The following is a 13190-nucleotide window of genomic DNA, read 5'->3' as shown; positions in this document are numbered from 1 at the left end:
TCGCCACCGTTTTCTTAGGCGTTGCTCTCCAATACTTGCAGGAAACCTGCTTCGTCCATAACAGCCACGCCTAGTTTTTCTGCCTTCTCCAGCTTAGAGCCCGCTTTTTCACCTGCAATCACCAGGTCTGTCTTCTTGCTGACGCTGCCTGTTACCTTCCCACCCAAGCGCGCAATCGCTTCCTCTGCTTCCTGTCGCGACATTTGCGTCAAGGTGCCGGTTAAAACGATTGTTTTACCTGAGAATGGGAGGTCTGCGCCACTTTCAATGCGGATTCCTTTGTACTCCATGTTCACTCCGGCCGTACGCAGTCTCTCAATAACTGCCTGAGCCTGCGGCTGTGCGAAGTAGTTCACGAGACTCGCAGCCATTTTCGGCCCGATCTCATCGATTTGTGTAATCTCTTCTTCGGATGCCTGCATAATGGCATCGATATTGCCAAAATGCTCCGCGAGAACACGTGCCGCCTTGGCTCCGACCAAACGAATACCAAGACCAAACAGTACGCGCTCCAGCGAGTTTTCCTTGCTCGCTTCAATCGCCGCGAGCAAATTATCTACGGACTTTTCACCCATGCGCTCCATGCCCATTAGAACATCGCGCTGTTGGTGCAAGTAATACAGGTCAGCAACACTGTGAATAATACCGTCGCGATACAGCTGGGCCACGACCTTTTCTCCCAAGCCGTCAATGTTCATGGCTGTTCGAGACACGAAATGAATCATGCCTTCACGGATCAGTGCCGGACACATCGGATTGATGCAGCGCAGAGCCACTTCTTCCTCCAAGCGCACCAGCTCACTGCCGCATTCCGGGCAATGCGTTGGCATGGCAAACGGTACTTCATTTCCAGTACGACGCTCCGGCAAGACAGCGATAATCTCCGGGATAATGTCCCCGGCTTTTTTGACGACAACATGATCGCCGATAAGGAGACCTTTTTCCCGAATAATATCTTCGTTGTGCAAGGAAGCACGCTTCACAGTCGTACCTGCCAGACTAACTGGCTTCAACAAAGCAGTCGGGGTAACATTCCCTGTACGACCCACAGATACTTCAATACCTTCGAGAACCGTCACCGCTTCTTCGGCAGGGAACTTGTAAGCGATAGCCCAACGCGGACTTTTCGCAGTAAATCCGAGCTCCTCCTGCTGCGCGTAACTGTCGACCTTGATCACCATGCCGTCGATTTCATAAGGCAAATGTGGACGCTTCTCTGTCCAGCCGGCAATAAAAGTGAGAAGTTCATCGACTTCGTCAAATACGCGTCGCTCCTGATTCACCATGAAGCCGAGCGTCTCCAGCAAATCAAGCCCTTCACTGTGCGATTCCACTGACTCCCCTTGCAAATCGCCAATGCCGTAAACAAACGTATCCAGTTGACGGGATGCGGCAATCTTCGGATCGAGCTGTCGGAGCGAGCCTGCTGCGGAATTGCGCGGGTTGGCAAATAATGCTTCTCCACGCTCCTCGCGTTCTTTGTTCAGCTTTTCAAATGCTCCTTTGGACATGTAAGCCTCACCGCGAACCTCAAGGGTCAACGGTTTCGTCAGCCGCAAAGGAATGGAACGAATCGTTTTCAGGTTTTGTGTGATGTCTTCGCCTGTTGTTCCGTCTCCACGGGTAGCCCCGCGGACGAACAGCCCATTTTCATAATGAAGTGACACGGCCAGACCATCAATTTTCAGTTCAGCTACATATCGGACAGCCTGACTGCCAACGGCCTGACGTACTCGGCGGTCAAAATCCCTGATGTCCTCCTCATTAAAGGCGTTACCGAGACTGAGCATCGGTGTCCTATGAACGACCTTTTCAAAGAAGGGCAGCGGTTCTCCCCCTACACGCAAGGAAGGAGAATCAGGTGACTGCAAATCAGGGAAGCTGGTTTCAAGCTCCTTTAGCTCCCGCATCAATTGATCGTATTCCTGATCAGAAATCTCAGGTCGATCCTCTTCATGGTAAAGACGATTATGCCGCTCAATTAGTTTCGCTAATTCTTTAATTTTTGTTTCCGCCGTCAATCGATCCATTTCGTTCATCCTTTACATTTGCGATTGGCTGTATTTGCATTTGCATTTGCACACTATCCTTTTTGAATAGGAGCGAACTTCGCTAATAGCTTTTTAATGCCAGTCGGGCTTGGGAATGCAATGTCGAGTTCCATGTCGTCGCCTGTTCCTTTTACTTTGACGACCGTACCGTTGCCCCATTTGCCATGTGCTACTCTGTCGCCAACCTTCCAATCAACACTTGCTCCTTGACCGTGACCAGGCAGTTTTTCACCCGCTGGACGGGTAAACGTAGCAGGTGTGCTGCTTGCGGTTCGCTGACTCATGCCAAATTTCGGAGCAGAGCCTGCTTGTGAGGAAGACGCTCCAAACGGTCTCGCTCCCGCCTCACGTCCGAACGCACTGCCATCACGCTGTCCAAATGCACTGCTTCGTCCACCGCCGAAGCTTCGGTCCGCTGTCGCTGGATTTCCTTCCAACAGCTCAGCCGGAATTTCTTGCAGGAAACGAGACGGCGCATTCACATTGGTCCGTCCAAACAACGTCCGCATACGGGCACAAGTCATGTACAGACGTTCCTCCGCCCGTGTAATTCCCACGTAAGCCAGTCGGCGCTCTTCCTCCATCTCTGTATCGTCAAACAAAGAGCGGCTATGTGGGAAGACACCTTCCTCGCAACCGACCAGGAACACGACTGGGAACTCCAGACCTTTGGCGCTGTGCAAGGTCATTAATACAACCTGCCCATCTGCCGATACTTCCTCTTGGGCACCATCATCTCCCAAAGAATCGATGTCTGCCACCAACGCGAGGTCGGTCAGGAAAGCTAGCAAGCTCTTGTCTTCATTTTTGCGCTCGAACTCCTGCGTTACAGACAGGAACTCCTCGATATTCTCCAGACGCGCCTGTGCTTCCAGCGTTTTTTCTTCTTTTAAAGAATCGCGGTATCCAGAGCGCTTCAGCACTTCTTCCACCAGCTCAGTCACACTCAAGTAATCGGTCATTTGCATCAAATTCGAGATGAGATCATTAAAGGACAGGATCGCATTCGTCGTACGCGAAGGTAGCCCCATATAAGCCGTCTCCTGAATCGCTTGGAAAAGGGACTGACCATTTGCGTTCGCATACGCTTGTAGCTTATCTACTGTCGTATCCCCGATATTACGCTTCGGTACGTTGATAATGCGCTGCAAGCTGATATCGTCATCCGGATTGGATATGAGACGCAAATAAGCCAAGATGTCTTTGATCTCTTTGCGATCGTAGAACTTGGTTCCGCCGACGATGGTGTACGGAATGTTCGACTTGATGAAAACTTCCTCGACCACACGGGACTGTGCATTCGTCCGATACAGGACTGCAAATTTGTCGTAGCGCTTGTACTGTGCCATCTGCTTGCGAATCGTATCGACAATAAAATACGACTCGTCATGCTCGGAATCGCCCTGGAAGCACATGATCTTGTCGCCACCCGGATTCTCCGTCCAGAGCTTCTTTTCCTTGCGCAGCTTGTTATTGGCAATGACCTGATTCGCCGCCTGCAAAATCGTTTTGGTAGAGCGATAGTTTTGCTCGAGCTTAATTAGCTTGGCTTCGGGATAGTCTTTTTCAAAGTTTAAAATGATCGAGATGTCGGCACCGCGCCATTTATAAATACTTTGGTCAGCATCCCCCACGCAGCATACATTTCGATACTTATCTGCCAGCATGGAAATCAAAAGGTATTGCGCCCGGTTTGTATCCTGATACTCGTCAACGTGTATGTAACGGAATTTCTTTTGATAAAACTCCAATACTTCCGGCACTTCTTTAAACAGACGAACCGTCGTCATGATCAGATCGTCGAAGTCCAGCGACTGGTTATTTCTCAGCTTTTTCTGATAAGCCGTATAAACCTTTGCTGCCACTTGTGCAAATGGATCGCCCGCAAGACGCGTATAGGTTTCTGGATCTGTCAGTTCGTTTTTCGCTCCACTGATCGCTGCCAAAATCGAGCGCGGCTCATACTGCTTCGGATCGATGTTCAATTCTTTTAAACATTGCTTGACGACAGATAGCTGATCACCAGCATCCAAAATGGAAAAGCTGCGATTGATGCCGAGTCGGTCGATATCCCTGCGCAAAATCCGCACACACAAGGAGTGAAATGTCGACAGCCATGCATCCTGCGCTGCCGCTCCGCCAATAATGGCAGCCACACGGTTTTGCATCTCCCGTGCTGCTTTGTTGGTGAAGGTGATCGCCAAAATGCTCCAAGGTGCTACCTGTTTGGCACTGATCAAGTATGCGATACGCTGTGTCAGTACCTTGGTCTTGCCGCTACCCGCACCGGCCAAAATCAAGACGGGGCCTTCTGTTGTAAGGACTGCTTCCCGCTGCTCCGGGTTCAGCCCTGCTGTGATACGATCTGCAAAAGACATATGTATAAATCCACCTTTCCACGTTCCCTAGACGAAAGCATATGTTCCTATTTTCGCACAGATCGCAGTGGAGTTCCAGTTCGTATCCCGAACAGGAAACATCATCCTTTCGGCAGCAATGGCTCGTACATCAAATAAGCCCGATTCTCCGTCAGCCATTCTTGCTCCACCCATTCTCCTTCCAGCGAATAAACATCACGATACAATTCATTCTTCCGTTCATACCCTCCCCAAATCGAAGGATGGATCTCATGTTCTTTCTCGATAATGACATACGTCCGTGTCGGTGGCATGTCTGAACGCCATTCCCCTACCAAATGTGTATCGGTCAGATAGACATGCAGTTGAAAGGTCTGAGTCGTCCGGTTGGCGATTTGCAAATCCAGATAGTTATAGAAACAAGTCGCCCCACTTCCGAACGGCTGTGTCCGATTCGAATCGGGAAAAACATCGTAGCTATGACGATGTCGTTCCGTCACTGTCAACGGCGTATGCAGGGTCATCCAGTACAGCAAATTGGAGAGCTGACAAAGCCCTCCGCCAACTCCAGCTGTGACACGTCCCTGTGAGAGCAGCATGCCCTCTACATAGCCTTTGCTACGGGTCGGCTTGCCAATCTGTTTCCAGTACGAAAAGGTTTCTCCGGGATGGATAAGCAATCCGTTCAGTCGTGCAATCGCCAGACGCAAATTGATCACTTTGTTGTGCTGCATCCACATTTCCACGTTCTGCAATGGGCGTAACAAAATCGTTTGATGAGAATAATGGACATAACGCAACCATTCGCTTCTTTTCTCATGAGCGAACCTCGTTTGACCAAATGTCCATTGTACATACCTTTTCCAACGAAAATAGGCCATGCCTGCTGCCAGACGCCACTTTCCCCGTGCGATCGGTTTCATTGCGCACCCCGACTTCCTGATTATTACAATAGACGCAAGAATTTGGGATGAAGTTGCGGTCGAATACGGGAGAACCCCTCACTTCTTACACTTTTGTAAGCGAGACGTAAGCATATGCCATTTCTCCTCCATCTCCGGATGAGCTAGGATAGGAAAAGTGCACGATCGGACGACTAACAACGAGAGAAGGAAGTGATGGGATTGAAAGAAAACGCACCTACCATGAACCAACGAATTGATACAGTAGATACCGTACGGGGCTTCGCCTTAATGGGCATTCTCCTCGTCAACATCGTGGCATTGCTGTATGCACAAACACCTGAGATAGGAAGTGTGGACCACTGGCTGTTCCAGTTTTTCAATTTCTTTGTGGAATCACGCTTCTTCGTGATCTTTTCCTTCTTGTTTGGCGTGGGCTTCTATATTTTCATTAGTCGTGCAAAAGCAAAAGGGGCCAATAGTACCGTTTTGTTCATTCGGCGTTTGATTGCGCTGCTCGCTCTTGGCTTTGTGCATAAAATGTTTCACCCTGGCGAAGCACTCTTCATCTACGCCATCTTCGGCTTCATCTTACTGCCTTTTTATCGTTTGAAGGCGAAAACCAATCTGGTCATCGGCCTTATTCTGTCTATAGCTGTCTGCGCTACCGGCTTCAAGCCGCTTTTGGTGCTTCCGTTGTTTATTTTGGGACTCGCTGTTGGGCAGTACGGGGTCTTTCAGGACATTCCGAGATTTTTGCCTGTGATTAAAAAAGTGCAGGGCGTGACCTTCATCCTTTCGTTAATCGGCTTGTTTATCCAATACCGGCTGACTCCTGCTGATCCAGCAATGGGTGGAGCGAATCTGGTTGTAGACGATACCATGTCAGAAGAAACCCTACAGCATTTGATGAACTACACGATTGCCTTGACCTCCACAGGTCTTGTCATGGCTGCCTTCTACACAACGACCCTGATTCGGCTCTTGCAAAACAAAACCGTCCAAACGCTCTTGTCTCCGCTAACCAGCTACGGTCGCATGGCTTTGACAAACTACGTCGGACAAACCGTATTGATCCTTGTGGGAAGCTATTTGTTCGATTGGTTCGGCAATCTGGGCTACTTGCAAACGACACTGATCTGCCTCGGTATCTACGTGGTGCAAATGGTATTTAGTGTACGCTGGCTGTCTGTCTTCCGCATGGGGCCACTTGAGTGGGTATGGCGATTATTTACGTATATGAAAATCACACCACTGCGAAAATAAACAAGCAAAGACCCCAGAAAAAGCTGCCTGACAGCTGATCCGGGGTCTCTTTCTATTTTTTCGCCAAGTATTTGCGAATGTCAAAAGCAACGGCTGCCACAATGATGAGTCCTTTGATGATGAGCTGCCAATACGGGTTGACTCCGATAAACGTAAGTCCGTAGTTGATGACACCAAAAATAAGGACACCCGCAAGCACACCAGGAACGGTACCAATTCCGCCAGACGTCGAGACTCCACCTACCACACAGGCTGCAATGGCGTCCAGCTCGTACATGTTGCCGTAGTTGTTCGTCGCGCCACCTGTTCTGGCTGCCTCCAGAACGCCTCCGAGTCCATACAGGGCACCAGCAATGGCATAAATAATCATGAGGTTGAAAGCAACATTGATCCCGGAAACAGTTGCGGCCTGCATGTTGCCTCCGATGGCGTACATGTTTTTTCCAAGCCGTGTTTTATTGAAGATCACCCAGACGATGAACGCAACCATGATCGCAATGATAACGATATACGGAATCGAATACGGGCCACTCGGGCCGATGTACCCTGTCCCAAGCTGATTGAAGTCACTGCGCAGTCCAGCAATTGGCTGCGATTGATTGGGCTCCATATCAAAATAGATGGAGTTGAATCCGTATACAATGACCATCATGCCCAACGTGGCGATAAAAGGGGGCACACTAAAACGAGACACAATGATGCCATTGATCAGACCAACCAGCAAGCCCGCAGCAATTGCAATGAGAATGGGGATAAGCAACGGCAAATCGGGTAAATCCGGGAAAAACCTCCGCGGATAATCTTGGCTTTGCAGCATCGAGGCGGAGATGACAGCCGTCAATCCAACCACTCGCCCCGCTGAAAGATCCGTTCCTCCTGTGATGAGAACAAACGCAGCACCCAAGGCAATAATGGCGCGAGTTGAGGATTGCATCAAAATATCCCGAAGCGTTGTAATGGAAAGAAAATTGGGATCATAAATCGCTATTCCCGCTATTAACAAAACCAGAACGATATAGATGGCATTTTGTGTAACAAAGCCTTGCACCTGTTTAGCAGACAAGTGAGACATACCTCTTCCCCTCCTTTCTCATGCAAGATGTTTGGTAGCCAGCCGCATGATCTCTTCTTCGGTTGCCGCTGGGCCAGACAAAAAACCCGAGAGCCTCCCCTCGCACATGACCATGATCCGATCTGACATTCCAAGCAACTCCGGCATTTCCGAGGAAATCATGATGATGCCTTTTCCCTGACTCGCCAGCTCCGCGATGATCGTATAGATTTCGTATTTGGCGCCGACATCGACCCCACGCGTAGGTTCGTCCAGCAATAAAATATCCGGATCAGTCAAAAGCCACCGTGCCAGCAGAACCTTTTGCTGATTGCCTCCTGACAGGTTTTTGATCAGTGCTTTCATAGAGGGAGTCTTGACGCGGAGCATCTCGATGCTGCGGCTGACATCGGCTCTACACTTGCGCTCATTGAGGAGCAGAAAAGGGGTTTGGTAACTGGACAAATTCGCAATGACCGTATTTTCCAAAATCGATAAGACAGGAATGATGCCGGTGACGCGCCGCTCCTCCGTCAAGAGCGCCATTTTGTACTTCTTCGCATCCTTCGGTGATTTGATCCGTACCTCCTTACCGTTGATCAACACTTTTCCTGCTGACACCGCGCGTAGTCCAAACAATGCCTCAATCAGCTCTGTTCGTTGTGCGCCCACGAGGCCGCCTATGCCCAAGATTTCGCCTTTGCGTAATTCAAACGCCACGTGCTGAAATGACTGGGGGAATGGTGAGGTCAGTCCCTCTACCTTCAAAATCGGTTCCCTTGGCGTATTGGATCGACTCGGGAAACGCTGCGTCAGGTCCCGTCCGACCATTCTGGAGATGATCAGGTCTGTCGTCAGCTCGGTCGCCCGCCATGTTCCAATGAGCTTGCCATCGCGCATGATCGTCACGTCATCCGCAATCCGTAAAATTTCTTCCATCTTGTGTGAAATATAGATAATGGCGACACCTCTGCTCTTCAGTTCGCGGATGATCGCAAATAACTGCTCCACCTCGTTTCCCGTCAAGGAAGACGTCGGTTCGTCCATAATAATCACTTTGGATTGGTAGGAGACCGCTTTGGCAATTTCAAGCGACTGTACCTTGGATACAGACAAGTCACGGACTACAGCGTGCGGATTCAGGTCCATTCCCAGATCAGCAAACAGCTTCTCCGTATCCGAAAGCATTTTTTTCTCATCCACAAACGGAAAAGGACCGATTCTTTTGACCGGAAAACGTCCTAACCATATGTTTTCCATGACATTGCGAAAGGGCACTGGATGCAGCTCTTGATGAATCATGGAGATGCCATGTGCCAGCGCGTCCTTTGAGCTGCTCATCGTCACCTGCTCTTTGTTTAACACGATTTCTCCCGCATCTGGCCGATAAATTCCGAAGAGACACTTCATCAGTGTCGATTTGCCTGCTCCATTCTCTCCCATCAGTGCATGGACTGTTCCGGGCCGGACCTTTAGCGTGACATCATCGAGTGCCTTGACCCCTGGAAATTCTTTATGAATGTGGTTCATTTCCAATAAAAACGCATGCTGGTCCATGCGAATGCCCTCCTTTTTGCAAAAATCATCCCCATCACCGAAACAGGAGAGTCGGATTCGTCTCTTCACCGACTCTCCTGCTTTTTTATTTCGCGTCCTTCATGTTTTCCTTGGTTATTTTTTTGTAGGGCACCCACACGTACTTGCCATCCGTAATGTCAAAGCCTGTGGAATCTTTCGTTGGCGTTTCGCCCTTTGCCAAAGACGCAGCGATACTAAGGGTGGCTTTTCCTTGGTTATTCGCATCGTTGAGGACCGTTCCGAGCAAGGTTCCTGCCTCTAGCTCCTTCAGTGCAGGCGCTGTGGCATCCACGCCAACAACGGGCATATACTTGCCATTCGAAAAATAGCCGGATGCCTTCAGCGCTTCGATCGCCCCTAGTGCCATATCGTCGTTGTTGGCAAGAACAGCTTCGATCTTGTCACCGGATGCTGCGAGGAAGGCTGCCATCTTTTCCTGCCCTTTTACGCGATCCCACATGGCTGTATCTTCCGCGACCTTCTCTACTTTAATCCCTGCATCTTCAATCGCCTTCACCGAAAACTTCGTCCGCAGCTCAGCATCCTGATGCCCTGGCTCGCCTTTTAACATGACGTATTGGAGGACGCCATCCTTGTTTTTATCTGCGTCCGGATTTGCCTTCCAGTAATCGACGATCAGCTGCCCAGAAATCGTGCCGGATTCCTCCGCTTTTGCTCCCACGTAGTAGACCTTATCCCACTTCTGCATATCCTCTGGCATCGGCTCACGGTTGAAGAAGACGACAGGAATATTGGCTTGCTTCGCCTTGTCGATAAGGACGCCAGCAGCTGTGCGATCCACCGGATTGATGGCAAGGGCGTTTACCTTTTTGTTAATGAACAAATCCACTTTGTCATTTTGCGTAGGCTGGGCATTTTGGCTGTCTACAATGTCCACTTCCGCTTTGCCCTCCGCGGCTTTCGAAATCGCATTGCGCACTCCTGTCATGAACGTATCATCGAACTTGTAGATGGCGACTCCGATTTTGGGATTCCCCGCAGGAGCCGATCCTCCCCCCGACGCTGCCGGCTGCGAACCGCCTGATTGTGAGCATCCAACCACCGAGAGTGTAACAGCGGCCACCAATGTAGTGGCAATCAGCTTTCTCATTCGATAATCCCCCTTTATCCCCTATGTTTACATCTGATATACACCAAATGTAAGCGTTTTCCCAAATGTGTTCCATCGAAAATCCTGCGCATTTCTATCAAAATTCTCATCTGTTTTTCGGTGGCCTATTTAACGAAGGGGAAAAGGAGCTTTTGATTCTCCGACCAGAACATATTCTCCCGATCGATTACTTTTGTTCCGGTGTCGACCAGACTGGGCACGGCTTCACCGTTGCTCGCTTCGACTGCGTACTTGACCCCGAGATATCCCATCGATAGCGGCTTTTGGATGATCGTCGCGGAAATGATTCCTTCCTGCAAATACTCCAGTACTTCCGGCGGACTGTCGATTGCTACGATTTTGACTTTGTCCCGCAGTCCACTGTTTTCCATTTCCTCGGCCACATCGATCGCTGTACTTGCATCGAGTGCAATCACTCCTTTCAACTGCGGATGCTTACGGATCAGTTCGCGCGTCCAGTCACCGATCTGCTTTTTATCCAAGGGAACATTTTCGTTGGCCACCAGTTCAACCTGCGTTTCCCGTGGGAGCAAATCGAGGACGCCCTGTTCTCTTTGTTTGGCATTTGCCTTTACCCGATCTGTGCCGAGCAATGCGATTTGTCCCTTTTTTTCGATCAGGAATACCATTTTTTCGAATGCCTTCATGCCCATATCGTAGTTATCCGTCCCAATGTAGCTTTTGACGGCTGAATCTTTTCCGACTGTGTCGAGTACAAGGATCGGGATGGCCCGCTCTCTTGTCAGCTTGATGGCTTCTCGCAAGACTTGTTCGTCACTAGGTGCCACCACGATTGTCTCGGAGCCATCAGCAATTGCCTGCTGCACCAGTTCCATTTGCCTGTGGGCATCCTCCTCATAGTCCGGCGCGTAAAAATTCAGGTTTCGCTCATATTCCTTGGCAGCCATCTCCGCTCCGAGCTTGACCGTTCGCCAATAATCGCCGTGCTTCATACGGACGATCAGCGCCACTGTCTTTTTCTTGTCTACTTCCCCATCCGTAAGCGGAGCACTACACGAGTAGAAAAGCGTCACCGCTACCAAAAAGAACAGTCCGTATACACTAAATCGTTTCACCGCTGCTGTCCTCATAAACGATCTCGCTCCTCTGCAAGTTGGCGCGGAATCCATACACGCACAACGGTCCCCTCTTCCTGTTCGCTCGCAATTTCCAAACCGTACTCTTCACCGAAGGTCAAGCGGATGCGCTCTTGCACGTTTTGAATCCCAACGCCCGAGCCTTCTTCGCTTTTGTAAAAGCCAGCTTTTACTTGTGCAAGAACATCAGGGGACATGCCCAAGCCATTGTCGCTTACCTGAAGTAACACCTTACCGTCGATGAGTGCTGCCAATATATGAATCCTGCCCGGATCAGCCAAATGCTCAATTCCGTGGTAGATGGCGTTTTCCACAATCGGCTGGAGCAGTAACTTCAGCGTCAGACAGTTGAGCACCTCACCTTCATCCTCGACCACGATCTCGTACTCAAATTTTTGCTTGTACCTCATTTTTTGAATAATGAGATAATGTCGTACATGCTCCAGCTCTTCTCGCACCGTAATAATGTTCTTGCCTCTGCTCAGGCTAATCCGAAACAGCTTTGACAACGAAGTAATCGTGGTGATGACATCCTCGTTTTTTCCGTTGCCGACCATTCTGACCACAGAGTTCAACGTGTTGTACAGAAAATGCGGATTGATCTGTGCCTGTAGCACCTCCAGCTCGCTTTTTCGTTTGGCTTCCTGTTCCCGAATGATCTGGTGCATCAATTCCCTGACCTTCGCGACCATCAGATGAAAACGCAAGGAAAGCTGTTCGACCTCATGGCTTCCCCGGATCGGTTCACTCTCTGAAAAGTCTCCTTGCTCCACCTTTTCCATGGATCGCTCCAGCAGCTTGATCGGTCGTGATATTTTCGCAGAGAGATAATGCAGCACGAACAACACAATGACAATCACAAAGATGAGCAGCCAGAAAATGAAACGACTGATTTCGTTTTTGGTCGTCACAATCTCGTCCATATAGGAAACCCCAATGATTTTCCAGCCTAGCTGATCAATCGTCTTGATGGTGATCAAGCGCGTTTCATCCTGTGTCTCTTCTACATAGCTGCCGTAGGAATGCTTCAGCGGCAAGGAACGGTTTTCATTTTTCAATCCGGCGTAAATCAACTGCTGCTGCGGATGGTAGACGATGTTCCCGACCAAATCGATGATGTAGACGTACCCCTTTTTCCCCAAGCCCACTCTTTGGCACAGGTCATCGATCTCTTTGAAATTCACATCGACTAAAAGTACAGCCGGAATTTCTCCGTCAGGTCCGTGGAGAAGAATTTCCCGACTCATCGAGACGACCCAGGTGTACTCCCCTTTAAACAAGTTCTGGATATGCGGGAGCGAAAAGGACAGGTTCGTCGGGTCCTCAATCGCCTTTTGGAACCAGCTCTGTTCAGTCAAACGAGTGTTTCTCCTCAGTACTTTGGAAGGAGTCGTGGCCAATAACGTTCCGTCTCGTGTAAAAACCGCGATGGAGACGATGTCCTTTCTCGTTTCTACGATTGTCTCCAGCTGTTCACTCAGCTTGTCTGCCGTGAGTCCCTTGCTTCTTCTGATCTTATCATCGACGAGTTCGAAAATTTGCGTCATCCCATTCAAATAGCTGTCCAGATTGTATTTCACCTGCTCCAGGATTTGCTGCGTATGCAGATAGGCGTTTTGCTCAGCTGTCTGCGCAAATTTTCCGTACAGCATTACCCCGACAAACAGCATGACGAGTACCGTCACGAGCGTAAAGGAAGTGGTAATGATAAATTGAATCCTTTTGACCTTGATCACCGCGAGCAATCTTTTCATCG

The 13190-nt window shown here is 49.7% G+C and carries 9 protein-coding genes; 1 reads left to right on the top strand and 8 read right to left on the bottom strand.

Annotated features, from left to right (window positions below):
• Window positions 1-14 precede the first annotated feature (14 nt).
• From ligA to C7R92_RS23435, 3 genes are all read right to left on the bottom strand, one after another.
• Window positions 15-2030 carry an NAD-dependent DNA ligase LigA gene (gene ligA, locus C7R92_RS23445; protein ID WP_069847219.1) on the bottom strand — a complete coding sequence of 672 codons (2016 nt, stop codon included), beginning with the start codon at window positions 2028-2030 and terminating at the stop codon, window positions 15-17.
• Window positions 2031-2083: 53 nt separating this feature from the next.
• Window positions 2084-4429, bottom strand: a complete 2346-nt coding sequence (gene pcrA, locus C7R92_RS23440) for a DNA helicase PcrA (RefSeq protein WP_106835832.1) — start codon at window positions 4427-4429, stop codon at window positions 2084-2086.
• 101 nt (window positions 4430-4530) lie between these two features.
• Window positions 4531-5331, bottom strand: a complete 801-nt coding sequence (locus C7R92_RS23435) for a VanW family protein (protein WP_106835831.1) — start codon at window positions 5329-5331, stop codon at window positions 4531-4533.
• Window positions 5332-5526: 195 nt separating this feature from the next.
• On the opposite strand from C7R92_RS23435, the gene C7R92_RS23430 reads away from it, so the two are divergent.
• On the top strand, window positions 5527-6576 hold the full coding sequence (locus C7R92_RS23430; protein ID WP_106835830.1) for a DUF418 domain-containing protein: 1050 nt from the start codon (window positions 5527-5529) through the stop codon (window positions 6574-6576).
• Between the two features lie 52 nt (window positions 6577-6628).
• Here the strand turns inward: C7R92_RS23430 and mglC are convergent, their stop codons facing one another.
• The 5 genes from mglC to C7R92_RS23405 all read right to left on the bottom strand — a co-directional run bounded on the left by mglC (window position 6629) and on the right by C7R92_RS23405 (window position 13188).
• The gene (gene mglC / locus C7R92_RS23425; protein WP_106835829.1) at window positions 6629-7648 is read right to left on the bottom strand and encodes a galactose/methyl galactoside ABC transporter permease MglC; all 1020 of its coding nucleotides are present in this window, start codon (window positions 7646-7648) and stop codon (window positions 6629-6631) included.
• Between the two features lie 18 nt (window positions 7649-7666).
• Window positions 7667-9184: a sugar ABC transporter ATP-binding protein gene (locus tag C7R92_RS23420; RefSeq protein ID WP_106835828.1), complete on the bottom strand. Its 1518-nt coding sequence runs from the start codon at window positions 9182-9184 to the stop codon at window positions 7667-7669.
• Window positions 9185-9269: 85 nt separating this feature from the next.
• Complete coding sequence (locus tag C7R92_RS23415) at window positions 9270-10316, bottom strand: galactose ABC transporter substrate-binding protein (protein ID WP_106835827.1); 1047 nt, start codon at window positions 10314-10316, stop codon at window positions 9270-9272.
• A 125-nt stretch (window positions 10317-10441) separates the two neighbouring features.
• Window positions 10442-11428: a substrate-binding domain-containing protein gene (locus tag C7R92_RS23410; RefSeq protein WP_106835826.1), complete on the bottom strand. Its 987-nt coding sequence runs from the start codon at window positions 11426-11428 to the stop codon at window positions 10442-10444.
• Window positions 11425-13188: a cache domain-containing sensor histidine kinase gene (locus C7R92_RS23405; protein WP_069847238.1), complete on the bottom strand. Its 1764-nt coding sequence runs from the start codon at window positions 13186-13188 to the stop codon at window positions 11425-11427. Before C7R92_RS23405 ends, C7R92_RS23410 begins: the two co-directional genes overlap by 4 nt.
• Window positions 13189-13190: the final 2 nt, after the last annotated feature.

It is taken from the genome of Brevibacillus porteri (assembly GCF_003013475.1).
Lineage (GTDB): Bacteria > Bacillota > Bacilli > Brevibacillales > Brevibacillaceae > Brevibacillus > Brevibacillus porteri.
Note: the sequence above shows the minus strand (reverse complement) of the source record. Positions and strands in the feature narration are given on the sequence as shown.